Below are 24,531 nucleotides of genomic sequence, written 5' to 3'. Positions count from 1 at the left end.
CGGCATGGCGCTTGAACGTCGACAGGAGGTGCACGTGAACGTGACTTACGAATCAGCCAACCCCCCGCTCGCGGGACGAATCGCGCTCGTGACCGGCGGTGGCCGCGGTCTCGGCGAAGCGATCTGCGAAGACCTGGCGCGGCACGGCGCGCACGTGGTAGTCGCCGATCTCGACGGCGATCGCGCGGCGGCCGTCGCACAGCGGCTCGAACGCCACGGCGGACAGGTCGTCGGCCGGCCGCTCGACGTGCGCGACGAGGCGTCGGTGCTGGAGGTCGTCAGCGACGCGCGCGAAACGCTCGGCGACCTGGACGTGATCGTCAACAACGCGGCGATCGACGTGACCGCGCCGATCGACGACGTGAGCGTGGACGCGTGGCGCCAGGTGCTGATGACGAACCTGTTCGGCCCGTATCTGATGTGTCATGCGGCCGTGCCGATGATGAAGGCGCGCGGCGGTGGGCATATCGTCAACATCGCGTCGACCGCGTCGAAGCGCGCATGGCCCAATGCGTCCGCGTACCACGCGACGAAGTGGGGGCTGCTCGGCCTGTCGCATGCGCTGCATGCCGAACTGCGCGCGAGCGGGGTGCGTGTGTCGGCGATCGTCGCGGGCGGGATGCGCACGCCGTTCCTGCTCGACCGCTTTCCCGACATCGACGAGGACACGCTGCAGCCGCCGGAGAACGTCGCGGCCGCCGTGCGCTTCGTGCTCGCACAGCCGCCGGGCACCGTTGTGCCGGAAGTGATGGTGCTGCCGATGAAGGAGTCGTCATGGCCCTGAGGCACGAACGGCGGCTGCCCGGCGCGGTGCTGCTCGACAAGGACGGCACGCTGCTCGACGACGTGCCGTACAACGTCGATCCCGCGCGCATGCGCCTCGCGCCGGGCGCGGCGCGGGCGCTGCGCATACTCGGCGCGACCGGCATGCCGCTCGCGGTCGTATCGAACCAGCCGGGCGTCGCGCTCGGCCGCTTTCGCGAAAACGAGCTTGGCGCGGTCCGCCAGCGTCTCGCCGAACTGTTCGAAGCAAACGGTGCGACGCTGACGGACTTTTTTTACTGTCCGCATCACCCGCAGGGCAGCGTGACGCGCTATGCCTGCGATTGCCTCTGCCGCAAGCCGCGGCCCGGCATGTTGCGCCGCGCGCTGACCGCGCTCGGCGCCGTTCCCGAATGGAGCTGGATGATCGGCGACATCCTCGATGACGTCGAGGCCGGCCGCACCGCGCGCTGCGGCACGATTCTCGTCGACCGAGGTCACGAGACCGAGTGGCGCGTCAACGCGGCGCGCACGCCGCACCATGTCGTCGACCGGCTCGACCTGGCCGCCGACATCGTCGCGCGCGAGGCCGTGCGCCGGCACGGCACGTGGGTGCGGCGATGAATGCCGCGTGGAATCACGCGCGCCGCATCCTGTGCGTGCGGCTCGACAGCCTGGGCGACGTGCTGATGACGACGCCGGCGCTGCGTGCGCTGAAGGAGGGCGGCCGCGACCGCCGGCTTACGCTGCTGACGTCGCGCACGGGTGCCGCGCTCGCGAAGCACCTGCCGATGGTCGACGACGTGTGGCGTTACGACGCGCCGTGGGTCCGGCATGCCGACGTGCGCGGCGACCCGGTCGCCGATCTCGACATGATCGACCGGCTGCTGGCGGGGCGCTTCGACGCGGCAGTGATCTTCACCGTCTACAGCCAGAACCCGCTGCCCGCGGCGATGATGTGCTGGCTCGCGGGCATCCCGCTGCGGCTCGCGCATTGCCGCGAGAATCCGTATGAACTGCTGACCGATCGCGTGCCGGAAACCGAGCCCGACACCCACGTGCGCCACGAGGTTGCGCGCCAGCTCGCGCTGGTGCGCTCCATCGGCGCGACGACATCGGACTGGCGGATGGGGTTCGAGCCGGGCGACGCGGCACGGCGCGCGGTTCACGTGCGTTTGCAGGCCGCGCTGCAGCGCATCGGCGGTGTGCGCCGGCCGGAGGCGGGCCGGGCGCGCTGGCTGGTCGTCCATCCGGGCGCAAGCGCGGCGTCGCGGCGCTGGCCTGCCGAGCGGTTCGGCGAAGCGGCCGCCGCGGTCGCGCCGCTGTTCGACGGCATCGCGGTGACGGGCAGTGCGGGCGAACGCGCGTTGATCGACGCGGTGTGCGAACGCGCCGGGCCGCGCGCGGTGCCGCTTGCGGGCGCATTGCCGCTCGGCGAGCTCGGTGCGCTGATCGAGACGGCCGACCTGCTGTTGTCGAACAACAGCGGCCCTGTGCATCTCGCGGCGGCGCTCGGCACGCCGGTCGTCGACCTGTACGCGCTGACCAACCCGCAGCACACGCCGTGGCGCGTGCCGCACCGTGTGCTGAACGTCGACGTGCCGTGCCGCAACTGCTACCGCAGCGCATGCAACCAGCCGGGCCATCCGTGCCTGCTCGGCGTGCGTGTCGAAGACGTGGTTGCCGCCGTGCACGCGCTGCTGCGTGGCCGCGCGCGTCACGCGCAACGCACGGCCGCGCGGGCCGCCGCACGCGGCGGCGAGCCGGTCGAGAGGCCCGCATCGAACGTGATTCCGTTCGCGCACGCCATCACGAGGAACTGACGCATGCCTAACCCGATCCATACGCTCGGCATCAACGCCGCGTTCCACGACAGCGCCGCATGCATCGTGCGCGACGGCGTCGTGATCGCGGCGGCCGAGGACGAACGCTTCACGCACGTGAAGCACGCGAAGCGCCCGGTGCCGTTCTCGACCTGGGAGCTGCCTTACCACGCGATCGACTATTGTCTCGACGAAGCCGGCATCGCGCTGGCGGACGTCGATCACGTCGCATACTCGTACGACCCGTGGTTCGAACTCGACCGCGAAGGCACCGCACCGGCGCTGACGTTGCCGCTGTCGCCTTCCGCGCATGCGCCGCGCGACGACGGCGCGTCGCCGTGGCATCCGCTGTTCCTGTCGTCGATCGTCAACGCGCCGCGCCAGCTCGCGGGCGGCGCGCCGCATCACCTGCAGCGGCGTTTTCGCGGCGTCACGCACGAAGGGCCGTTCCGCTGGCATTTCGTCGAACACCATCTCGCGCACGAGGCGAGCGCGTTTCTCGCGGCGCCGTTCGAGCGCTGTGCGGTGATGACGATGGACGGGCGCGGCGAGCGGGCGACGACGAGCTACGGCGTATTCGACGGCCGCACCTACCGGCGGCTCGGGCAGGTGAACCTGCCGCACTCGCTCGGCCTGCTGTACGAGCGCCTGACGCGCTATCTCGGCTTCCTGCACTCGTCCGACGAGTACAAGGTGATGGCGCTCGCGTCGTATGGCAAACCGGTGTTTGCCGATACGATGCGCCAACTGGTGCGGTATCGCGGCGAAGGTCGCTACGACGTCGTCGACGCCGATCTGGCCGCGCTGTTCGGCGCGCCGCGCGAACGTGGCGGCGCGATCGAGCCGCATCACTGCGACATCGCGCATGCGCTGCAGCTCGTGCTCGAAGAAACGACGCTGCAGGCGGTCGACTGGCTGGCCGCCGAGACGGGCGAGCGGCAGCTCGCGATGGCGGGCGGCGTCGCGCTGAACTGCGTGATGAACGCGAAGATTCGCGATCGCGGTCCGTTCGACGACGTGTGGGTGCAGCCGGCCGCGGGCGATGCGGGCACGGCGCTCGGCGCGGCGCTGTGGACCGACTTCCGGATGCGCGGCGCACGCGGCGGCTGGCGGATGGATCACGCGTATCTCGGGCCGTCGTACGGCGACGACGCGATCGAGGCGTTCCTGAAGGATGCGCAGCTGCCGTACCGGCGGCTCGACGACGTCGCCGCGCAGACGGCCGCGCTGCTCGCGGCGAACCGCGTGATCGGCTGGTTCCAGGGACGCATGGAATTCGGCCCGCGCGCGCTCGGCGCGCGCTCGATCCTCGCCTCGCCGATCGACCCGGACATGCAGCGCAAGCTGAACCGAATCAAGGATCGCGAGGACTTCCGGCCGGTCGCGCCGGTCGTGCTCGAAAGCCGCGCGCATCACTGGTTCGCCGGCGGCCGGCATACGCCGCTGCGCGCGCCGTTCATGCTGTTCGTCTACGACGTCGTGCCCGAACGCGCCGCGCGGATTCCGGCCGTGCGTCACATCGACGGGACCGCGCGCGTGCAGACCGTCGACGAGATGCAGCATCCGCTGCTGCACGCACTGCTGACCGAGTTCGATGCGCTCACCGGCGTGCCGGTGCTCGTCAACACATCGTTCAATACGCGCGGCGAACCGATCGTCTGCACGCCGCGCGATGCGATCGAATGCTTCTGGACGTCGCCGCTCGACGCGCTCGTGATCGGTCCGTTCCTGCTGGAGAAGCCGAGATGAACGGACGCGCCGCGCACCTGTCGCCCGTGGTGTCGGTCGTCGTGCCGACCTACCGGCGGCCCGACCTGCTCGAACGCTGCCTCGACGCGCTGTGCGTGCAGGTGTTCGACCCGACCGCCTACGAGATCGTCGTCGTCGACGACGATCCGGCAGGCAGCGCGCGGCCCGTCGTCGACGCGTGCCGCGCGCGCGTGACCGCCAGGCCGGCGATCCGCTACATGACAGCGCCCGCCACGCAGGGGCCGGCCGGCGCGCGCAACGTGGGCTGGCGCAGCGCGTGCGGCGCATTGATCGCGTTCACCGACGACGACACGATTCCCGACCCGACGTGGCTGCGCCATGGCGCGGCCGCGCTCCTCGCCGAGCCGGCAGCCGCCGCCGCGGCCGGCCGTATCGACGTGCCGCTGCGGCCGTGCCCGACCGACTACGAACGCGACGCGGCGGGCCTCGCGCATGCGGAATTCGCGACCGCGAACTGCTTTGTGCGGCGCGCGGCGCTCGAACGGGTGGGCGGGTTCGACGAACGCTTCACGCGTGCATGGCGCGAGGATGCGGACCTGATGTTCGCGCTGCGCGAGCACGCGGGGCCGATCGTCGGCGCCGACGCCGCACGTATCGTGCATCCGGTGCGTCCCGCACACTGGGGGGCGAGCATCGGCCAGCAGTCGAAGGTGTATTTCGACGCGCTGCTGTACAAGAAGCATCGCGCGACCTACCGGCGTCATATCCGGCGGGTGCCGCCCTGGCACTACTACGCGGCCGTGCTGGCGGCGCTTGGCGCGATCGGCTGTTTCGCCGCCGGCTGGCCGGCGCCGGCGATCGTGTGCGCGGCGGTGTGGGCCGCGATTACCGCGGCATTCTGCGCGAAGCGATTGCGCGGCACGCAGCTCACGCCGTCGCACGTCGCGGAGATGATCGTCACGTCCATTGCGATCCCACCCGTGTCGGTGTACTGGCGCATGCGCGGGGCGCTGCATTTTCGGGTGATCTTCCTGTGACGCCCGACCACGGTCTCGATGCCGACAGCTCGCACGGCCCGACGCGGATCGCGGTATTTCGCGCGCTGCAACTGGGCGACATGCTGTGCGCCGTCCCCGCGTTGCGCGCGCTGCGGCGCGGCGAACCTGACGCGCGCATCACGCTGATCGGCCTGCCGTGGGCGCGCGAGTTCGCGTCGCGCTTCTCCGACTACATCGACAGCTTCATCGCGTTCCCCGGCGCGCCGGGCCTTGGCGAACAGCCCGAACCCGACACGGCCACGCGCGAGGCGTTCATCGCCGAATGCCGCTCGCGTGACTTCGACCTCGCGATTCAGTTGCACGGCAGCGGCGCGCACACGAACGCGATCGTCGCGTCGCTGGGCGCGACGCGCACGGCGGGTTTCATCCCGGCCGACGGCGGCACGACCGCGCTCGATTGCACGCTCGTGTGGCGCGACGACGAACCGGAAGTGACACGCTACCTGGCGCTCACACGCAAGCTCGGCTACGCGGATTGCGGCGACTACCTCGAATTCCCGCTCGGCGGCCTCGACTATGCGCTGTGGCACGTACTCCGCGACGAACACGCACTCGATCCGGGCCGCTACGTGATCATCCATCCCGGCGCGCGGATGGCGTCGCGGCGCTGGCCGGTCGAGCGCTTCGCGCTCGCCGCACGGCAGCTCGCCGACGACGGCTGGCAGGTCGTGCTGACCGGCACGCGTGCGGAAATGGCGCTGGCCGGCGCATTCGCCGAGCACCTTGCGCGGCCGTGCGTGAACCTGTGCGGGCGCACGCCGCTTGGTGCGCTCGCGGCATTGATCGGCCGCGCACGGCTGCTGTTGTGCAACGACACGGGTGTGTCGCATATCGCGGCGGCGCTCGGCACGCCGAGCGTCGTCGTCGCGTGCGGCAGCGATACCGCGCGCTGGGCGCCGCTCGACGGTGCGCGCCATCGTGTGCTCGCCAACTACCCGGCGTGCCGGCCCTGCATGTTCGACACGTGCCCGTACGGGCACGAATGCGCGACGGCCATCGGCGTCGGCGACGTGATCGACCAGGCGGGCGACCTGCTCGCGAAGGAGAGAAGTCATGTCACGTAAGCGGTTGCGCGTGCTGACCTGGCACGTGCATGGCAACTACCTGTATTACCTGTCGCAGGCGCCGCACGATTTCTACATCGTGACGAAGCCGCAGCATCCGCCCGGCTATGCGGGCCGCGTCGGGCACCTGCCGTGGGGCGACAACGTGCACGAGGTGCCGGTCGAGTGCGTGCGCGACACCGAATTCGACTGCGTGCTGTACCAGCACGTGAAGCATTACCAGCACGACCGCCTGCGGCTGCTGAGCGAAGCGCAGCGCGCGCTGCCGACGCTGTTCGTCGAGCACGATCCGCCGCGCGAGCATCCGACCGACACGCTGCATCCGGTGCAGGACCCGAACGTGTTGCTGGTGCACGTGACGCCGTTCAACGCGCTGATGTGGGACAACGGCGTGACGCCGACGCGCGTGATCGAGCACGGCGTGCTGATGCCGGACGGCGTCGAGTATCACGGCACGCTGCCGAAGGGCGTGGCCGTCGTCAACAATCTCGCGCGCCGCGGCCGGCGCCTCGGCGCGGACCTGTTCGAGGTCGTGCGGCACAGCGTGCCGATCGACCTGGTCGGCATGGGTTCGAGCGAGCTCGGCGGGATCGGCGAGGTGCCGAACCCGGCGCTGCCGCAGTTCCTGTCGCACTACCGATTCTTCTTCAACCCGATCCGCTACACGAGCCTCGGGCTCGCGGTGATCGAGGCGATGATGATCGGGCTGCCGATCGTCGCGCTCGCGACGACCGAGATGGCGCAGCTCGTGAGGAGCGGTTGTAACGGCGTGGCCGATACGCGGCTGCCCGTGCTGGTCGATGCGATGCGCACGCTGATCCGCGAGCCGGAACTCGCGCGCGAGTGGGGCGCGGCTGCGCGCCGCGACGCCTGCGAACGCTTCGGCATCGAACGGTTCGTGCGCGACTGGGACACGGCGCTGCGCGACGTGACCACGTGATGCGCGGCGCTTACGGGTTCGCCGCGGGCGGAGCGGGCATGTCGGCGCCGTTCGCACTACTGGACTGGGCGGTGCCGCTCACCGCATTGCGCTCGTGCTCGGGCAGCAGCGCGAGGCGGTTGTACAGCGTCTTCAGGCTGATGCCGAGCGCCTTCGCGGTGCGCGGCTTGTCGCCGTTGAAGTGCCGCAGCGATGCGACGATGAAGCGCTGCTGCGTGTGTGCGAGCGTCGTGCCGATATGCAGCGTCATTGCGTTGTGGCGCACTTCCTCGCGCGGCGGCTGGCGGCGCGGCAACTGCAGTTCGATCTGCTCGTCGGCGAGGATGAACGCGCGCTCCAGCGCGTTGCGCAGCTCGCGCACGTTGCCGGGCCACGTATAGGCGCGCAGCGCCTTCATCGCCTGCGTGGACAGCCGCTTTCTCGTACGGTGCCGCACATTCAGCCGCTCCACGATCTGCAGCGCGATATCGCCGACATCGTCCTCGCGCTGCCTGAGCGCGGGCACGTGCAGCGCGACCGGCGCGATCCGGTAGAACAGGTCTTCGCGCAGCCGCCCGGTGCGCAGCGCCTCGACCGGATCGTGATGGGTGGCCGCCACGATCCGCACGTCGATCGGAATCGGCTCGTGGCCGCCCACGCGCACGATGGTGTTCGTCTCCAGCGTGCGCAGCAGCTTGACCTGCAGCTCGGCGGGCATTTCGGCGATCTCGTCGAGAAACAGCGTGCCGCCGCGTGCGGCTTCGAACATGCCCACATGCTGCGAAATGGCGCCCGTGAAGCTGCCCTTTTCGTGGCCGAACAATTGCGATTCCGCGATGTCGTGCGGGATCGCGCCGCAATTCACCGGGACGAATGGCCCGCGTCGGCGCGGGCTCATATCGTGAATCAGTCGCGCGACGATATCCTTTCCGGCACCGCTTTCGCCGACGATCAGGACGCTGATGCGCGTCGCCGCCACGCGCGATACCTTCAACAGCAGATCCTGGATCGTACGTGAGTGACCGAACAGACGTGCACCCTCATCGACAGATTTCGACATGATGTGAGATCGAATGGGGAAAATATGACCGAATGTGTCGAGGCCGGATGAAAAATTGACGTGGCACACGTCGTTTTTCATGTACCGAGGATACATTTTGTGCCGATTTCCCGGCATTGAATCTGGCAATGCAGATAGCGTCGACAGATAGATTTATTAGATGGACGACGAATGCGCGACCTCGTTCTTCTATACTGCTAAGCACCTGTTTGTCCGTGCCGGACAACTTCTCTGCCCGTTCGCATGCGGCATGAAGCATGCCGCCGCGGGCTGCGCGGCGGCGCGCATTGCGCCGAACCTGCCGCGGTGCCCGCCGACGATCGCGCCGGGCCGCATTCCAAGGAGCCTCGATGCCATACGTCCTGATCGTCGAAGACGATGCCGATACGCGAACAATGCTGGCCACGCTCGCACGCACGCAGCAGCTTGCGTGCGATACGTCGGCCACGCTCGAAGAGGCGCGTACGCTGGTCTCGACCCATACGCCCGATCTCGTGCTATGTGATCTCGTGCTGCCGGACGGCAACGGCATGGATCTGTTCGACGCGTTGCCCAAGCGCGCGCATTGCGAAATGGTGTTGACCACCGGCCACGCGAGCCTGGAAACCGCGATCGACGCCTTGCGGCGCGGCGCGACCGATTATCTGGTGAAGCCGCTCAACATGCAGCGGCTGAACAGCATCTTTGCGCGCGTGCCGCGCACCACCGCGCTGCACGAGGAAATCGCGGAGCTGCGCTCGGAACTGAAGCGTCTCGGCCGCTTCGGCCGCATGCTCGGCAGTTCTCCCGCGATGCAGGCTGTCTATGACGCAATCGGTCGTGTCGCGCGCACCGAGGCGTCGGTACTGCTCACGGGCGAATCGGGCACCGGCAAGGAACTCGCCGCGCAGACCGTGCACGACCTGAGCCTGCGCCGCCGCGGCCCGTTCCTCGCGGTGAACTGCGGCGCGATCGCCGCGAACCTCGTCGAGAGCGAGATGTTCGGCCACGACCGCGGCAGCTTCACCGGTGCCGAGCGTCAGCACAAGGGCTTCTTCGAACGCGCGGACGGCGGCACGCTGTTTCTCGACGAGATCACCGAAATGCCGCTCGAATCGCAGGTCAAGCTGTTGCGCGTGCTCGAAACGGGGCGCGTCACGCGGCTGGGCTCGACGCGCGAGATCGACGTCGACGTGCGCATCGTCGCTGCGACGAACCGCGATCCGGAAGCCGCGATGGCGGACGGCAAGCTGCGGCCCGACCTGTTTCACCGGATCAACGTGTTCCCGATTCCGCTGCCGTCGCTGCGCGAGCGCGGCGATGACATCCCGATGCTCGCGGATGCGTTCCTGCAGCGCTACAACGAGGAAAGCGGCCGCAACCTGCGTTTCGCGCCGGCCGCGCGCGAAGCGCTGAAGACCTACGAGTGGCCCGGCAACGTGCGCGAGCTGCGCAACTTCGTGCAGCGCGCGAGCATCTTCACCGACGCCGACGTGATCGATACGCTGCCGCCGCCGATCATGGACGAGCTGTCGAACATGGTCGATTCGCACGAGGATCGCGTGACGGTGCCGTTCGGCACGCCGCTCGAGGAAGTCGACCGCAAGCTGATCCTCGGCACGATCGCGCAGTGCGGCGGCGTGAAGGCGCAGGCGGCCGAGGTGCTCGACGTCAGCCTGAAAACGATCTATAACCGGCTCGCGCAACTGGAAGACGAAGCGGAAAAGCCGGATTCCTGATGCCGTCTCGATCGTGCTCATCCCCTCGTTTCCGCATCACGACGCGCATCGCGGTCGAGACGGCGGCGCATGCGTTCGACATGCGGCGGGATCGCACGCCGTTCGCGCAGGATCCACGGCAGCCCGGCGAGCGTGCGCGCGATCGCGCGTTCGCGACGCAGCAGCGGCAGCCGTCGCACGGTGTACAGCCATGCGGCCGCGGCCGGCCACCTGAGCCATGCGGTCCACGTCGCGTTGCGGGCGGCGACGCTGGCGCGTGCCGGCCCGTCGCGGCGGGGCGACGGGTAGTGATGCACGGTCAGGTGCGGCGCGTACACGAGCCAGTGGCCGGCGCCGTACAGGTCGAACGCGAGCAGTGCTTCCTCGCCGCCGAGGAAGTAGCGCGGATGGTAGCCGCCGGCCTGCACGAACGCACTGCGCCGGAATGCGGTCGCGCCGGCCAGCAGCCCGAGGATCGGGCGGCCGGGCAGCGCGACGGGCGCGTCGAGCGGGCTGTCGGCCATCAACCCGCAGGTCGGATCCTCGCGTTGTTCGGGGCCGACCAGCACGCGCGCCGTGACGGCCGCGACGTGCGGATACGCATCGAGCAGGTTCGCGGCTTCGGCGATCGAACCGGGCGCCCACCATGTATCGTCGTCGCAGAATGCGATGTGGCGCGTGCGTGCGATGGCCGCACCGAGATTGCGGCCGGCCGCGCCCAGATTCGCGGGCGCTTGCACGAGCGTCGCGTGCGCAAAGCGGTCGCGGATCAGTGCGGCCGTCGCAGGGGTCGACGCGTTGTCGACGACGACGATCGCCGGCCGGTCGGGCAACGCGGTGAGTCGCGCCAGTGTATGCGCGAGTTCGGCCGCGCGCCGGCAGGTCAGCACGACGGCGGTCATGCGCGGTTCGGCCGGTGGCAGCGCGATACGCGCGGGCGTTACGCGAACGTGACGTCGCATGCGAGCCGCCAGTACGTTTCGGGTTCCTGGAGATCGGCGCGCATATGAGGCTCGAACAGCGCAACCTGACTCGCATACGCGGCGACGGCGGCGGCTTTCGCGGCGGCGCCACGCGTATGGCTGCCGGCCGGTGCGCCCACCGGATGCGCGATCCAGCCGCGTTCACGCCAGTCGACCACGCGTCGGGCCATCAGTCCGCCGATACGGCGATACGGCACGTCTTCGTAGAAGCGCCAGACGTGCGACGCGTGCGTCGGCATGTCGGCGTTGTGCGGCAGCAGCGACAGCACGGCTTGCTGCACTTGCAGATGATCGCGATGGAACAGGCCGGCCGGCGCGAGCACGCCGAAGCCATCATGGGTATCGATCGCCTCGGCCAGGCTTGCGGCGATGGCGGTCGATGCCGCCGGCACGCCGTACTGGTCGTCGAGGAAGTCGAGCCAGACGGGGTGCGCATCGAGCAGCGCGAGCGCGCGGCCGTCCTCGGCGCGGCGCGCGCGGACGGCCTCGTCGGCATGGTCGAAGCCGGCGCGGCGATCCCAGGGCGGCGCGGGCGTGCCGCGCGGCGGAATGCCCGCGAAGACGGTGACGACGATCGAGCCGGGTGCTTGCGCGAGCAGCCGACCGCAACTGAAAACGGCATCATCGAGGTGCGGCGAGACGACGAGCCAGCGTGCTGGAGCGTTCATGGCGTGGCGGTTCCTGGAGGGAGCGGCTGCGCCGCGGGTTCCCTCCGGCGAGCACGCGCCGTGCCCGCCCGCCGCCGGTCTTCCCCCGAGGAGCGCGTTCGATGATCGACCTGGTCCGGCCGCCGGCCGGAAACTACGCCACGGCGGTGATGCTGGTCGCGATCGCGACCGTGCTGCAGGCGCTCGCGATCCGTTTCGGCGGCGTGAACCTGCCGTTCGTCCTGTACTACCCGCTGCTCGCCGGCGCCGCGTGGGCGACGTCGTTCCTGTTCGGCGTCGTGTCGACCGTCGTGAGCGGGTTGCTCGTGTGGACGCTGTTCCTGTCCGATCCGGCCGCCTATCCGGCGCCGCTGCCCGAGCGGCTCGTGCAGCTTGGTACGTTCATGCTCGTCGGTGCGCTGGTCTGTGCGATTGCGTCGATGTTGCGACACACGCGGGTCGCGAACGATCGCGCCCGTCGGCGCGAGGCGGCCGCGCGCCGGCAGCTCGAAGCCGTGCTGCGTGCGCTGCCGCATGGCGTGGTCGCGATCGACACGAAAGGGCGGTTGACCCATATCAACGCGGCGGCGGCCAAACTTGCGGGCTGCCGGCAGGACGACGCGACGGGGCAGCCCGTGCGCGACGTGCTGCGGATCGTCGACCATGAGGGGCGGCGCGTACAGACGACGCCGCTCGATCGCGCGCTCGATGGCGCTGACGCCACGTCCGACCGGCACTGGCTGCATCCGGGCGGTGCCGGCGATCCGGTGCCGATCGTCGAGGTGGCGTCGCCGCTCTGCGACGCGGACGGCAACGTCGACGGCGCGGTGCTGCTGCTGCGCGATGCCAGCGCGGACCGCGCGCGCATCGATGCGTCACGGTTGCAGCATGCGGTCGTCGACGCATCGCCGGACGCGATCGTCGGCATCGACGACAGCGGCTGCATTGTCAGCTGGAATCCGGCCGCGCAGCGGATCTTCGGTTACGACGAGGCAGATGCGCGCGGGCGCATGTTCGATTCGCTGATCGCGATGCGCTGGTTGCGGCGCAATCCGCTGACCGAATCGTTCGGCGGGATGCACGCACCGGTCGGGCCGATCGAACTGCTGTGTGTGCGGCGCGATGGCAGGCGTTTTCGCGCCACCTTGTCGGTGCGCCCGGTACGCGGCGAGGCGCGCGAATGCGTTGCGCTGTCGCTGACGCTGCGCGAAACCGGTGCGCAGCGCCGTCGTGACCTTCGCGTGCAGCGCTCGCTGCAGGGCGCGCGCGATGCACGCGACCAGGCCGACACGTCGAACCGGCTGAAGGACGAGTTGCTGGCGACGGTATCGCACGAACTGCGCACGCCGCTGAACGTGATCTACGGCTGGGTCGAGGTGCTGCGCAACTCCGCCGATCACGCGCTGCAGCATCAGGCGGTCGATGCGATCGACCGCAGCGCTCGCTCGCTCACGCGGATGGTCGGCGACATTCTCGATGCGTCGTCGCTCGCGACCGGCAAGCTGCGGCTCGACACGACGCCGGTCGACCTCGTGCGGCTGTTTGCCGATTCGGTCGGTGCGTTCCAGACAGCCGCATCGTCCGCCGGCATCGTGCTCGAATTCGATTGCGATGCCGCGTCGTGCATCGTGTCGGGCGATGCCGAGCGCTTGCGGCAGATGCTGTCGAATCTCATTTCGAATGCGCTGAAATTCACGCCGGGCGGCGGCAGCGTGACGGTCCGGCTCGCGCGCGACGACGCGCGTGCGGTATTGACCGTGGTCGATACCGGGCAGGGCGTCGCGGCGGAGTTCGTCCCGTACGTGTTCGACATGTTCCGCCGCGCGGACGATTCGCCGGCGTCGTCGCGGCGCGGTCTCGGTCTCGGCCTGTCGATCGTGCGGCATATCGCCGAATTGCACGGCGGCCGCGTGACCGTGGCGAGCGCGGGCCGCAATCTCGGCACGACCTTCACGGTAACGCTGCCCGCCGGCTGGCAGCCGGCCGGCGCGATGGCATGGGGCATCGCGCAGGCGGGCAGTGGCCCGCGCGAGGCGCTTGCGCTCGACGCGCAACGGATCCTGATCGTCGACGACGACGGGACGACGCGCGCGAGCCTCACGGCCGCGCTGACCACCTTCGGCGCGGCAGTCGCGATCGCGTCGTCGGGCCGCGAAGCGCTTGCGGTGGCGGCCGACATGCGGCCGACCGTCGTGTTGTCCGATCTCGCGATGCCCGACGGCGACGGCTTCTGGCTGCTGGATGCGCTGCGGCGCGGGTCGATGAACGGCGACGGCGGCCAGCCGGACGTGTGCGTGCTCGCCGTCACCGCGCATGCGGGGCTCGCCGACGAACGCCGTGCGCTGGAGGCCGGGTTCGACGGCTATCTGTGCAAGCCGGTCGACGTGCGCGAACTGGCCCAAAAGATCGCGCACGCGACGAAGCGCGACGGCTGACGCGCGGGCCGCCGACGCGTTACGTCGCAGGTGCCGGCCGGTTCTGCGTATGAACCCGCGCGAGCAGGTGCGACGCGATCCGCGTGCTGCGCACGAGGTCGCCGGGTGCATGGTGCGTGACCTGGCGCTGGATGAAATACCGGGCGGTGTGCGCGAGTCCATTCGCCAGCGTCGTCGTCGCATGCCAGCCGAGCCGCCGTTGCGCGGCGTCCAGGTTCGGTCGCCGCTGGCGTGGATCGTCGGATGGCAGCGGCCGGAACTCGATCGGCACTGTCGTGCCGACGATCCGTACGACCTCGCGCGCGACGTCGATCATCGCGATCTCGACGTCGCTGCCGAGATTGACCGGCTCGCTCGCGTCGCCCGGCTCGGCCATCAGCCGGATCAGCGCTTCGACCATGTCGTCCACGTAGCAGAACGAGCGCGTCTGCCGGCCGTCGCCGTACACGGTCAGCGGCGCTTCCGCGAGCGCCTGCGTGACGAAGTTCGACACGACGCGCCCGTCGGCCGGATGCATGCGCGGGCCGTAGGTATTGAAGATCCGCGCGATCCGCACGTCGACGCCGTACTGGCGGTGATAGTCCATGAACAGCGTTTCCGCGCAGCGCTTGCCTTCGTCGTAGCACGCACGGAGGCCGGTCGGGTTCACGCGGCCGCAATACCGTTCGTCCTGCGGATGGACGTCGGGGTCGCCGTACACCTCGCTCGTCGATGCCTGCAGGATGCGCGCCTTCACGCGCTTCGCGAGGCCGAGCAGGTTGATCGCGCCGTGCACGCTGGTTTTCGTCGTCTGCACGGGGTCGCGCTGGTAGTGGACGGGCGACGCGGGGCACGCGAGGTTGTAGATCTCGTCGACCTCGACATAGAGCGGAAACGTCACGTCGTGCCGCATCAGCTCGAAGTTGGGCGCGTCGAGCAGGTGCGCGATGTTGTCCCGGGCGCCCGTGTAGAAGTTGTCGACGCACAGCACGTCGTCGCCGGCCGTCACGAGGCGCTCGCACAGATGCGAACCAAGAAAACCGGCGCCGCCGGTGACGAGCACGCGTTTTCGATCGTAGCCCTTCATTACGTATTCTCCTTGCGGTTCGCGAGTACGGCAGACGTGGCGGCCACGGGCGTGCGCCGTCCGGTGCCGGCCGATGTGCCGGCACGCTGCGGGTGCGCGACGTCGCGGTAAATGTCGACGAGCCGGTCGGCCACGCCTTGCCATGTGTAGAGCCGGTGCGCGCGCAGGTAGCCGGCGCGCCCGAGGGCCGCGCACAGATCAGGTTGCGCGCGCAACTGTACGAGGCGTGCGGCCAGCGCGGCCGGGTCGCGCGGCGGTACCAGATAGCCGGTCGTGCCGTCGTCGACCGTCGTGCGGATGCCGCCCACGTCGCTGCCGAGCACCGGCGTTGCGCACGCCATCGCCTCGACCGGCGTAATGCCGAACGGTTCGTACCACGGCGTCGTCACGAACACGTCGGCGGCGCTGTAGTACAGGTGCAGCGCGTCGCGCTCGCGCCTGCCGACGAAGGTCACGCGGTTGGCGATCCCCAGTTCGTGAGCGAACGCGGCAAGCCGCGCGAGTTCCGGGTCGCGTGCGGGGTCGGGTGTCGCCTGGCTGCCGCCGACGACGTAAAGGTGCGTCGGCCGCCGCGGATCGCGCGGCATGCGCGCCAGCGCGTCTATCACCGTATCGATGCCCTTGCGCGGCACGAGACGGCCGAGCTGCAGCACGACGAACGCGTCCTGCCGCCAGCCGAGCCGCGCGCGTGCATCGATGCGCGGCACCGGCCGGAATTCCTGGAGGTCGAAACCGCACGGCACGATCTCGATTCGCGTCCTGTCGGCGTGATAGTGCGTGATCAGGTCGAGCGCATCCTGCGGACATTCGGCGATCAGGCGGTCCGAGCGCCGCGCGAGCGTGTCCTCGATCGTGAAGCGCGCGTCCGGGAACCCGTCGGCTGCGCCCTGGTGGAGGCGCCGCACGCGGCCCAGCGCATGGAACGTCGTGACGAACGGGATGCGGAGCTGCCGCTTCACGCGCAGCGCCGCATCGCCGGACATGAAGAAGTTCGCGTGCATCACGTCGACCGGGTCGGGCTCGCGCCGCATGCGCGCGATCATGGCGTCCGCGAACGCAACCATGTACGGCAACAGCTGCTCCTTCGGCACGTCGGCCGGCGGCCCGGCCCGCACGTGGATCACGCGCATGCGCGTGCCGATCGGCACGACTTCCGGCAGGTGCGGATTGTCGCAACGCGTGTAGACGTCGACGTCGAGCCCGCGCTCGGCCAGTTGCTTCGCGACGTTCGCGACGTAGATGTTCTGACCGCCGGCGTCGACACCGCCGATCACCCCAAGCGGCGATGCATGTTCACTGATCAACGCGATTCTTTGCATGGCATTGCTCCCGGTATCGGGGCCGCGCAGACGGGCCGCCGTGGGTGCCTGTCGGCAAGCGGCATACCCGCGCCGTTGCGGGGGAAACCGCCAGCCGGCATGTCGAAAAAATTACAACGCATTGGACGAAAGCGCGTCCGGCCGGCGATTGCCGCCTGCAACCGGCGATGCGGCCGCGGCACGCGGCTTGCGCCCGTCGTGTCCGCCCGCCGGCCGTGCCGGCTCGACGAAAGGAGGTCACGATGAAGGTATTCCCGCTCCCAGCCCGTTCCCTGCGAATCCGTCGCCATCGCGCCCAGCGTGTCGGCATGGCGATCGCGATCGTCTCGGCCGCCGCCTGCGCGTCGATCGCGCCGAACGTGTTCGCCGCCGGCGACGACAGCGCCGCGTCGTCGTCCATGTCGTCATCGTCATCCACGTCGTCGCATTCGACGACCGGCAGGAAGATCCGCGACGCGACGATCACGACCAAGGTGAAGGCCGAGCTCGTCGGCACGAGCGGCCTGTCGTCCGGCGACATTCACGTGAAGACGCGGCACGGCATCGTGATGCTGACCGGCAGCGTGCCCGACGAACAGCAGCGCACGCAGGCCGTCGGCGTCGTGAAGCAGGTGGACGGCGTGCAGGACGTGCACGACCAGCTGACCATCCGGGCCAAGTAACGGCGTTGCCGCAACAGGAGTTCGTCATGAACTGCATGCTCAAACCGGTCGGCGAGCAGACGATCGTGATCACCGGCGCGACGAGCGGCATCGGCCTCGTCACCGCGCGCAAGGCGGCACGGCGCGGCGCGAAGCTCGTGCTGTTCGCGCGCAACGAGGGCGCGCTGAATACGTTGTGCGAGGAAATCAGGCAGCACGGCGGCCTCGCGGTGCCGGTCGCCGGCGACGTCGCGAACCTCGAGGACCTGCAGCGCGCGGCCGCGAAGGCGGTCGACACTTACGGCGGCTTCGACACCTGGGTCAACAACGCGGGCGTGTCGATCTTCGGCACGGCGGCCGCCGTGCCGCTCGAGGATCAGCGCCGTCTGTTCGAGACCAACTACTGGGGCGTCGTGCATGGTTCGCTCGTCGCGGCGGACCACTTCCGCCGCAAGAGCGATTTCCACGGCGGCGCGATCGTCAACATGGGCAGCGAGGCATCCGATGCGCCGGTGCCGCTGCAAAGCGCGTACGTCGCGTCGAAGCACGCGGTGAAGGGCTTCACCGATTCGCTGCGGCTCGAGATGGAATCGGACCACCTGCCGGTGTCGGTCACGCTGATCAAGCCGGCCGCGATCGACACGATGTTCGTGATGCACGCGAAGAACTACATGAACGTCGAGCCGAGGCTGCCGCCGCCGATCTACGACCCCGACCTCGTGGCCGACGCGATCCTGTTCGCGGCCGCCCATCCGCGCCGCACGCTGTTCGTCGGCGGTGCCGCGAAATTCACGTCGGCGAGCGCGTACCACGCGCCGCGCCTGTTCGATCGCGTCGCGGCCACGCTGTTCTCGCGCGGCCAGCGCACGGTGCGGCCCGCACGCCCGCGCGACGACAACGCGCTGTACGACTCGCGTCATGCGCTGCACGAGCGTGAAGGGATGGACGGCCCCGTGCTGCGCAGCTGTGCCTACAACACGGTGGTGCAGCGGCCGAAGATGGCCGGCGCGGTCGCGCTCGGCGCGGCGGCGCTCGTGTTCGCCGCGCTCGCGCGTGCGCGCCGCGGGTCCGCGTGATGCCGTTTCCGTTCACCCGATCAAGGAGGTTTCGATGACATCCCGACAACACACGGGCCACGAACTCAGCCGCGCCCGCGCGCACGAAGGCGAGCGCGCGCAGCAGGACCACGACAAGGGCGGGCACCAGACCGGCCACGGCAAGCCGCCGAGCCCGGTCGACGTGCAGAAGGCGCTGAAGGGCATGGACTACCCGGCGAGCAAGGAGGCGGTCGTCCAGTGCGCGGAACGCTCGCACGCGGACGCCGCCGTGCTCGACATGCTACGCCGGATTCCCGACCGCGAGTACGCCACGCCGGCATCGGTCTCGAAGGAAATCGGGCGGCTGATGTAGGCGAGGCCGCGTCGCGCGTGTCGCCGCGCGCGGCGCGCGATCCGTCACGAGGAGGACGAGCATGGCAATGATCGTCGCAGGCCGCTTCACGACGTTCGATGAAGCGGAAGGTGGGGCGCGCCACCTTTACGAGCGCGCGTTCGGTCCGGACGACGTGTCGATCTTCTTTCTGAATCCGGGTGGCCAGCATGCGCGCTTTCCGATCGGTGGCGACGTATATGCCGATACGGCGGCGAAGCCGGGCGGCCGCGGCGCGATGATCGGTGCGTTTCGCGGGCTGCTGATCGGCGTCGTCGCGGGGCTCGTCGTCTACGCGATCGGCGTGCGCTACTGGTTCGTACCGGCTGCCGGCGCGCTGGCCGGTGCCTATCTCGGCGCATTCGGCGGCGCGCTCGGCAGGATGCGCGGCGAGCCGGCCGAAGGCAAGGGCACGCTCGCGCAGAGCGAAACGGGCGTGATTCTCGCCGCGCGCGTGACGCCCGACACGGCGAGCGCGGCCGAAGCCGTCCTGCGCGCGACCGGCGCACGTTCGATCGAGCGCGTCGAGGGCGACTGGCAGGACGGCGAATGGCGCGATTTCGACCCGGTGCGCCGGCCGGACGAACCCGCGTCGGGCGCTCCTCGCTGACCCCGCGCTTTCCTGCACACGCGTTGCAATGCCTGCCGCGAGAGCGCGGCGGCGCTGCCGTCAGCCGGCGGGGCGGCAGCGGCATGCCGTTTGCGCAGCACGAACGGCACCCGTTCAAGGAGGAACCGATGACTACCGCACAGACGCCGCCACCCCAGCACCAGACGCATCAGCCAGGCACCGAACGCGACATGCATCCGAAGCCGCGCGGCGACGCGGCCGATTACGTCGGAAGCGGCAAGCTCGCCGGCAAGGTCGCGCTCGTGACGGGCGGCGACAGCGGAATCGGGCGCGCGGTCGCGGTCGGTTTCGCGAAGGAAGGCGCGGACGTCGCGATCGTCTACCTGAAGGAATCGGACGATGCCGCGCGGACGAAGCAGCTGATCGAGCAGGCCGGCCGTCGTTGCGAGGCGATCGCGTGCGACGTGGGCGACCGCCGGCAGGCACAGGATGCGGTGGCGCGCACGGTCGAACGGCTCGGCCGGCTCGACGTGCTCGTGAACAACGCGGGCGAGCAGCATCCGCAGCCGGGCATCGAGGACGTGACCGAGGAACAGCTCGAACGCACGTTCCGCACGAACGTGTACGGGATGTTTTTCTGCACGCAGGCCGCGCTGCCGCATATGAAGCACGGCGGGCGGATCGTCAACACGGCGTCGGTGACGGCCTATCACGGCAACCCGAGGCTGCCCGACTACTCGTCGACCAAGGGCGCGATCGTCGCGTTCACGCGTTCGCTGTCGATGGAGCTGGCCGAACGCGACATTCGCGTGAACGCGGTCGCGCCGGGGCCGATCTGGACGCCGCTGATTCCGTCGACGTTCACCGCCGAGCAGGTCGCGAAGTTCGGCTCGAACGTGCCGCTCAAGCGGCCGGGGCAGCCGGACGAGCTGATCGGCTGTTATGTGCTGCTCGCGTCGGACGGCGCGAGCTACATGACCGGGCAGACGCTGCACCCGAACGGCGGCTCGATCGTCGGCGGCTGACGGCCGCATCCACGCAAGAAAAGGAGAAGGCAGATGATGAGACATCCGAACTGGACGATCGCGGCACTGGCCGCGGGTGTGTTCGCCGTGTCGGGGCTCGCCGGCGCGCAGGCGCCGAGCGAGCCGCCCGCATCGAATTCGCATGTGCCGGGCGGCGTGATCAATCCATCGTCGGGCGCGGGCGACGCGCGGATCGCGAAGGCGCCGCAAGGCGGTGACGCGGAATTCATCGACAAGGCCGCGATCGCCGGCAAGGCCGAGGTGCAGGCCAGCCAGCTCGCGCTGAAGCAGGCGCAGTCGCCTGACGTGCGCGCCTTCGCGAAGCAGATGGTGAACGACCACGGCAAGGCGAACGCGCGGCTCACCGCGATCGCCGCGCGCAAGGGCATGAAGCCGCAGGTCGAACAGATTTCGGACCCCGACGTCGAGGCGCTGCGCGGCAAGAGCGGCCGTGACTTCGACGTCGCGTATGTCGCGGCGGTCGGCCCCGACGCGCATCGCAAGGCCGTCGCGCTGTTCGAAGGCGAGGCGCGCGACGGCAGCGACCCGCAACTGCGCGAATTCGCGAGCGCCACGCTGCCGACGCTCAGGCATCACCTGAGCATGGCGCAGGCGCTCGAACGCAAGGTGGGCGCGCGATAACGCGTGCCCGTTCATCCCCGGGCCGCGCGCGGCCCGTTTTTTTCGGAGAGGCAGTCATGGCCCATCGGCAACCGAAACACGAAGGCATCCGCGAATTGCTCTGTCAGGCATACGAAACCGAGCTTGGCGGCGCGAAGCTTTACGAGGCCGCGCTGCAGTGCGCGACCGACGGCGATCTGCACAAGGAGTGGGAGAAGTACCACCGCGAGACGCTGCATCACCAGGAAGTGCTGCGCAAGGTGTTCGAGACGTTGGGCATGGACCCCGATGCGCAGTCGCCCGGACGCAGCGCGGTCGCGGCCACCGGCAAGGCGCTGGTCCACGTGATCGAGCAGGCGCGGAAGCAGGCCGATCCGGCCGTCGCGCAGGTCGTCGCGGCGGAATGCGTGGTGCTCGCCGAGACCAAGGACCACCTGAACTGGGAACTGATCGGCTACGCGGCCGACCAGTTGTCGGGCGATGCGGCGAAGATATTGAAGGACGCGCACGACGAGGTCGAGGCCGACGAGGATCACCACCTGTATCACACGCGCGGCTGGGCGCGCGAGATGTGGATCGACTCGATGGGCTTCAAGGCCGTGCTGCCGCCGCCGGAGGAAGTGAAGAAGGTCGAATCGGCGGCGGAGGCGGCGCGCGCCGAACGCTCGCGCGGCAAGATGATGTGACGCACGACTTGAGCGGGCAGCCGTTCGCGCGGCTGCCCGGTTGTCCGCGTGATGCTTCACCGGTTGCCGACGCAACCGTCTCGTGAGGCTCAGGTCAGCAGGTCGACGATCATCGTGACCACCGACGCCGCCATCAGGCCCACCGCGAGCCAGCCGAATACCATCGACACCGTTCCGCTACCAGGCTGCCCGGCGGCTTCGCGCTGCCGCGCCAGCAGCATCACGAGCACGAGCATCGGCACCGCCGCGATGCCGTTGAGCACGGCGCTCCAGTACAGCGCCTTGATCGGGTCGATCGGCCCGATGCAGATCGCGATGCCGACGATGACGCACAGCGCCAGCACCGCATAAAACGCGGGTGCGCGTCTCACCGGTTCGTTCAGCCCTTCGCGGAATCGCCACGCTTCCGCGCAGCCGTACGCGGCGCTGCCCGCGAACGCCGGAATCGCAAGCAGCCCGCAGCCGACGATGCCGAACGCGAACACGACGAACGCGGCTTCGCCGGCGATCGGCCGCAACGCCTCGGCAGCTTGCGCCGTGGTGCCGATATCGTGCCTGCCGTGCGCGAAGAACACGGCCGCGCCGATCACCATGATGCAGAACGACACCGCATTGGTGACGATCATCCCGGCCCACGTGTCGAACGTGACGCGCCGTTCGGTCTCGCCACGGGCAGACGGCGTCGCGTCTTGTTGCTCGGTGGCGGTTTCCTCGACTTCCAGTGCCGCCTGCCACACGAACAGGTAGGGGCTCAGCGTCGTGCCGAGCACCGCGACGGCGGTCGTCGCATACGCATGCGTGAGCGCGATCTGCGGCAGCGCGAGCGCGTGCAGCACGCCGCGCCAGTCGACATGAACGAAGCCGAGTTCGAGCACGTACGCGATCAGCCCGAGCGTCATCCATTTCAGCCAGCGCGCGTAGCGTTCGTACGACAGCGTGACCTGCAGCACGAGCGACGCGATCCCGTAGAGCGGTGCATACCAGTAGCTGCGGCCGCCGGCGACGAGCGCCGTCGCATCGCCCATGGCCGCGAGGTCGGCGCCGACGTTCGCAATGTTGACGATCACGACCATCACGATCAGCGTCTTGGCGAGGCGATCGGAGAAGTGCGTGCGAATGCCGGCGACCAGGCCTTCGCGGTTGCGGCGTCCGACGAAGGCCGCCGCGAGCTGCACGGCGACCATCATCGGCAGTGCGACGACGATCATCCACAGCATGTTGAAGCCGAACTGGCTGCCGGCCTGCGCGTAGACCGCGATGTTGCTCGGATCGGCGTCGGATGCGCCGGCGAGCAGGCCGGGGCCGAGGCGCTTGTACCAGGGTTTCGCCGTGGCGCCGGCGGTCGCGGCATTGGCCGCCGGCGGCGCCCCTTCGTCCGGCGCACTCATCCGGCGTTGCCGTGCGAGTCGCGCCCGCCGCCGCGGCGTGTGTCGTGCGCGAGGTCCGACGCGGTACGCAGCGCGTCGACGAGCGTCCGGTACGCATGCTCGCGCGAATCGGCGCCGCGCGTGCGCAGCACGTACGACGGGTGAAAGGTCGCGACGACGAGTTGCCCGCCGGCGGTCCGCACCGGCGCGCGCGTGCGCTCGAGCGTCGCGTCGTTGTCCTGCAGCACCGCGCGCAGCGCCGTGGCGCCGAGCGCGACGACCACGCGCGGGCGCACCGCATCGAGTTCGCGTTCGAGCCAGTAGCGGCACGCGGCCACTTCGCGTTGCGCGGGCGTCTTGTGCAGGCGCCGCTTGCCGCGCGGTTCCCATTTGAAGTGCTTGACCGCATTGGTCAGGTAGACGTGCGTGCGTTCGACCCCGGCTTCGTCGAGCGCGCGGTCGAGCAGGCGGCCGGCCGCGCCGACGAACGGTGCGCCGGCGCGGTCTTCCTGGTCGCCCGGCTGCTCGCCGACCAGCATGATCGACGCGTCGCGCGGCCCCGCACCGGGCACCGGCTGCGTCGCGTGTTCCCACAGCGCGCAGCGGCGGCACGCGCCGAGCGTCGTCGGCGCGTCGTCGTCGTCGGTGGCGGCGGGCGGCGAGGCGGGAGCGGGCGGCGGTTTATGGGTCATGCGACGCCCCACGTACAGGTCGGAGCGGCGGCATGACGTTGTTGCCCGGACCAACGTGGCGATCGGGCCGTCGCCCGCGCCGAGGCAAGCAAACCGAGCAAACCGGATGGCAGAAACTGCATCGCGCGCATGAAGCACTCCGTGTGGACGATGCGAACGACGCAGCAACCGGCATGCCGCATGCAGTCGGGAGGGGGCGCGGCTTGCGCGGCGACAGGTTTCCCGCGAGCGGGGAAAGGAGAAACGCGATGCAACCCGACCCCGGCGACGATCCGGCCGCGGCCCGGCATCGCGCATATTTTCCATCGCGATCGATGCGGCGCCGTTGCGCACATAAAGCGCATAGCGCACATCGCGCACGCAATGCACTTCACCCCGCGCCGTCCCGGCTTGCAAAAAAGACGCCCCGCGCGAGCGGGGCGTGTAGAAAGCGGATGCGCCGGCGAACCGGCGCCGCATCGTCGTGCGATCAGTGACGGTCGCGCGCGCGCGGATCGTTCAGTTCCTCGGTCGGGTCGGTCAGCCCGAGTTCGTCGCCGGCGCTCCAGTACGGCGCGCTGCCGTAGAACTCGTGCAGCGGCTCGGCCCATTGCGGATCGGCCATCGCCGGCCAGTGGTCCTTGTCGAACCCCGGCGCGTTGCGGATGCGCTCGGACGACACCGACAGCAGGAAGCATTTGCGTTCGGTGTCGAGCGTGAGCGCGCTCCACGGAATGGCGTGCAGCTTGTCGCCGATGCCGAGGATGCCGCCGCTCGACAGCACCGCATAGGCGATGCGGCCGGAGCGCACGTCGAGCATGATGTCCTTGATCTTGCCGACATCGTCGCCGTCGGTCGTATAGACCTTGTCGCCTTCCAGCGTATCGGCCGCCATCACGTCGGGGCCGGGGCCGGCCGCCGTTGCGGCGCCCTTGCCGATGATGCGGGTCTGACCTTGATCGGAAGTCTGCATGGTTT

General features: G+C 69.6%; 24 protein-coding genes. 16 read left to right on the top strand and 8 right to left on the bottom strand.

Annotated features, from left to right (window positions below):
* The first annotated feature begins 34 nt into the window (after positions 1 to 34).
* Genes AB3K92_RS03990 through AB3K92_RS03960 form a run of 7 tightly spaced genes read left to right on the top strand, consistent with a single transcriptional unit; the run spans position 35 to position 7,357 of the window.
* Positions 35 to 784 (top strand): SDR family oxidoreductase, encoded by a 750-nt coding sequence (locus AB3K92_RS03990; RefSeq protein WP_369464483.1) that lies wholly within the window; start codon positions 35 to 37, stop codon positions 782 to 784.
* On the top strand, positions 775 to 1,386 hold the full coding sequence (locus AB3K92_RS03985) for a D-glycero-alpha-D-manno-heptose-1,7-bisphosphate 7-phosphatase (protein ID WP_369464482.1): 612 nt from the start codon (positions 775 to 777) through the stop codon (positions 1,384 to 1,386). Before AB3K92_RS03990 ends, AB3K92_RS03985 begins: the two co-directional genes overlap by 10 nt.
* Entirely contained in the window at positions 1,383 to 2,585 is a 1,203-nt protein-coding gene (locus tag AB3K92_RS03980; protein WP_369464481.1) for a glycosyltransferase family 9 protein, read from the top strand. Before AB3K92_RS03985 ends, AB3K92_RS03980 begins: the two co-directional genes overlap by 4 nt.
* Positions 2,586 to 2,588: 3 nt before the next feature.
* Positions 2,589 to 4,334, top strand: coding sequence for a carbamoyltransferase C-terminal domain-containing protein (locus AB3K92_RS03975; protein WP_059492685.1), 1,746 nt, complete (start codon positions 2,589 to 2,591; stop codon positions 4,332 to 4,334).
* Positions 4,331 to 5,332 carry a glycosyltransferase family 2 protein gene (locus AB3K92_RS03970; protein WP_369464480.1) on the top strand — a complete coding sequence of 334 codons (1,002 nt, stop codon included), beginning with the start codon at positions 4,331 to 4,333 and terminating at the stop codon, positions 5,330 to 5,332. The genes AB3K92_RS03975 and AB3K92_RS03970 overlap by 4 nt, the downstream gene beginning before the upstream one ends.
* On the top strand, positions 5,329 to 6,417 hold the full coding sequence (locus AB3K92_RS03965) for a glycosyltransferase family 9 protein (RefSeq protein WP_369464479.1): 1,089 nt from the start codon (positions 5,329 to 5,331) through the stop codon (positions 6,415 to 6,417). The genes AB3K92_RS03970 and AB3K92_RS03965 overlap by 4 nt, the downstream gene beginning before the upstream one ends.
* Complete coding sequence (locus tag AB3K92_RS03960) at positions 6,407 to 7,357, top strand: glycosyltransferase (protein WP_369464478.1); 951 nt, start codon at positions 6,407 to 6,409, stop codon at positions 7,355 to 7,357. The genes AB3K92_RS03965 and AB3K92_RS03960 overlap by 11 nt, the downstream gene beginning before the upstream one ends.
* Before the next feature lie 10 nt (positions 7,358 to 7,367).
* Here the strand turns inward: AB3K92_RS03960 and AB3K92_RS03955 are convergent, their stop codons facing one another.
* A complete protein-coding gene (locus AB3K92_RS03955; RefSeq protein ID WP_059813555.1) occupies positions 7,368 to 8,396 on the bottom strand; it encodes a sigma-54-dependent Fis family transcriptional regulator in 1,029 nt (342 codons plus the stop codon).
* 350 nt (positions 8,397 to 8,746) lie between these two features.
* Here AB3K92_RS03955 and AB3K92_RS03950 point away from each other — a divergent pair, with 350 nt between their 5' ends.
* The gene (locus AB3K92_RS03950) at positions 8,747 to 10,114 is read left to right on the top strand and encodes a sigma-54-dependent transcriptional regulator (RefSeq protein ID WP_369464477.1); all 1,368 of its coding nucleotides are present in this window, start codon (positions 8,747 to 8,749) and stop codon (positions 10,112 to 10,114) included.
* Positions 10,115 to 10,131: 17 nt separating this feature from the next.
* Here the strand turns inward: AB3K92_RS03950 and AB3K92_RS03945 are convergent, their stop codons facing one another.
* Both AB3K92_RS03945 and AB3K92_RS03940 read right to left on the bottom strand, forming a co-directional pair.
* Positions 10,132 to 11,055: a glycosyltransferase family 2 protein gene (locus AB3K92_RS03945; protein WP_369464476.1), complete on the bottom strand. Its 924-nt coding sequence runs from the start codon at positions 11,053 to 11,055 to the stop codon at positions 10,132 to 10,134.
* Positions 11,034 to 11,744 carry a PIG-L deacetylase family protein gene (locus tag AB3K92_RS03940; RefSeq protein ID WP_059862639.1) on the bottom strand — a complete coding sequence of 237 codons (711 nt, stop codon included), beginning with the start codon at positions 11,742 to 11,744 and terminating at the stop codon, positions 11,034 to 11,036. Before AB3K92_RS03940 ends, AB3K92_RS03945 begins: the two co-directional genes overlap by 22 nt.
* Before the next feature lie 101 nt (positions 11,745 to 11,845).
* On the opposite strand from AB3K92_RS03940, the gene AB3K92_RS03935 reads away from it, so the two are divergent.
* Positions 11,846 to 14,158 carry an ATP-binding protein gene (locus tag AB3K92_RS03935; RefSeq protein WP_369464475.1) on the top strand — a complete coding sequence of 771 codons (2,313 nt, stop codon included), beginning with the start codon at positions 11,846 to 11,848 and terminating at the stop codon, positions 14,156 to 14,158.
* Positions 14,159 to 14,177: 19 nt separating this feature from the next.
* Here the strand turns inward: AB3K92_RS03935 and AB3K92_RS03930 are convergent, their stop codons facing one another.
* Together AB3K92_RS03930 and AB3K92_RS03925 are read right to left on the bottom strand one after the other, a co-directional pair.
* Entirely contained in the window at positions 14,178 to 15,224 is a 1,047-nt protein-coding gene (locus tag AB3K92_RS03930) for a UDP-glucuronic acid decarboxylase family protein (protein WP_192387960.1), read from the bottom strand.
* Entirely contained in the window at positions 15,224 to 16,543 is a 1,320-nt protein-coding gene (locus tag AB3K92_RS03925) for a glycosyltransferase family 1 protein (protein ID WP_021161244.1), read from the bottom strand. Before AB3K92_RS03925 ends, AB3K92_RS03930 begins: the two co-directional genes overlap by 1 nt.
* A gap of 242 nt (positions 16,544 to 16,785) precedes the next feature.
* Between AB3K92_RS03925 and AB3K92_RS03920 the strand changes: the two genes are divergently transcribed.
* The 7 genes from AB3K92_RS03920 (at position 16,786) to AB3K92_RS03890 (ending at position 21,515) form a co-directional block, all read left to right on the top strand.
* On the top strand, positions 16,786 to 17,205 hold the full coding sequence (locus AB3K92_RS03920) for a BON domain-containing protein (RefSeq protein WP_042976175.1): 420 nt from the start codon (positions 16,786 to 16,788) through the stop codon (positions 17,203 to 17,205).
* Positions 17,206 to 17,231: 26 nt separating this feature from the next.
* Entirely contained in the window at positions 17,232 to 18,260 is a 1,029-nt protein-coding gene (locus AB3K92_RS03915) for an SDR family oxidoreductase (protein WP_021161241.1), read from the top strand.
* A gap of 34 nt (positions 18,261 to 18,294) precedes the next feature.
* Positions 18,295 to 18,594, top strand: a complete 300-nt coding sequence (locus AB3K92_RS03910; RefSeq protein ID WP_021161240.1) for a DUF2795 domain-containing protein — start codon at positions 18,295 to 18,297, stop codon at positions 18,592 to 18,594.
* A gap of 61 nt (positions 18,595 to 18,655) precedes the next feature.
* The gene (locus AB3K92_RS03905; protein ID WP_059485916.1) at positions 18,656 to 19,222 is read left to right on the top strand and encodes a hypothetical protein; all 567 of its coding nucleotides are present in this window, start codon (positions 18,656 to 18,658) and stop codon (positions 19,220 to 19,222) included.
* Positions 19,223 to 19,350: 128 nt separating this feature from the next.
* Positions 19,351 to 20,208 (top strand): SDR family oxidoreductase, encoded by an 858-nt coding sequence (locus AB3K92_RS03900; protein WP_021161238.1) that lies wholly within the window; start codon positions 19,351 to 19,353, stop codon positions 20,206 to 20,208.
* Between the two features lie 36 nt (positions 20,209 to 20,244).
* Positions 20,245 to 20,850, top strand: a complete 606-nt coding sequence (locus tag AB3K92_RS03895) for a DUF4142 domain-containing protein (protein WP_042976183.1) — start codon at positions 20,245 to 20,247, stop codon at positions 20,848 to 20,850.
* Positions 20,851 to 20,906: 56 nt separating this feature from the next.
* The gene (locus AB3K92_RS03890) at positions 20,907 to 21,515 is read left to right on the top strand and encodes a DUF892 family protein (protein WP_048028552.1); all 609 of its coding nucleotides are present in this window, start codon (positions 20,907 to 20,909) and stop codon (positions 21,513 to 21,515) included.
* A gap of 89 nt (positions 21,516 to 21,604) precedes the next feature.
* On the opposite strand, the gene AB3K92_RS03885 is transcribed toward AB3K92_RS03890, so the two are convergent.
* The 3 genes from AB3K92_RS03885 to AB3K92_RS03875 all read right to left on the bottom strand — a co-directional run bounded on the left by AB3K92_RS03885 (position 21,605) and on the right by AB3K92_RS03875 (position 24,526).
* Positions 21,605 to 22,903, bottom strand: coding sequence for an Nramp family divalent metal transporter (locus tag AB3K92_RS03885; RefSeq protein WP_059620468.1), 1,299 nt, complete (start codon positions 22,901 to 22,903; stop codon positions 21,605 to 21,607).
* Positions 22,900 to 23,574, bottom strand: coding sequence for a UdgX family uracil-DNA binding protein (locus AB3K92_RS03880; protein ID WP_060309321.1), 675 nt, complete (start codon positions 23,572 to 23,574; stop codon positions 22,900 to 22,902). Before AB3K92_RS03880 ends, AB3K92_RS03885 begins: the two co-directional genes overlap by 4 nt.
* A 469-nt stretch (positions 23,575 to 24,043) precedes the next feature.
* Positions 24,044 to 24,526 (bottom strand): PRC-barrel domain-containing protein, encoded by a 483-nt coding sequence (locus AB3K92_RS03875; RefSeq protein ID WP_021161233.1) that lies wholly within the window; start codon positions 24,524 to 24,526, stop codon positions 24,044 to 24,046.
* Positions 24,527 to 24,531: the final 5 nt, after the last annotated feature.

It is taken from the genome of Burkholderia sp. Bmkn7 (assembly GCF_041103175.1).
Lineage (GTDB): Bacteria > Pseudomonadota > Gammaproteobacteria > Burkholderiales > Burkholderiaceae > Burkholderia > Burkholderia cepacia.
Note: the sequence above shows the minus strand (reverse complement) of the source record. Positions and strands in the feature narration are given on the sequence as shown.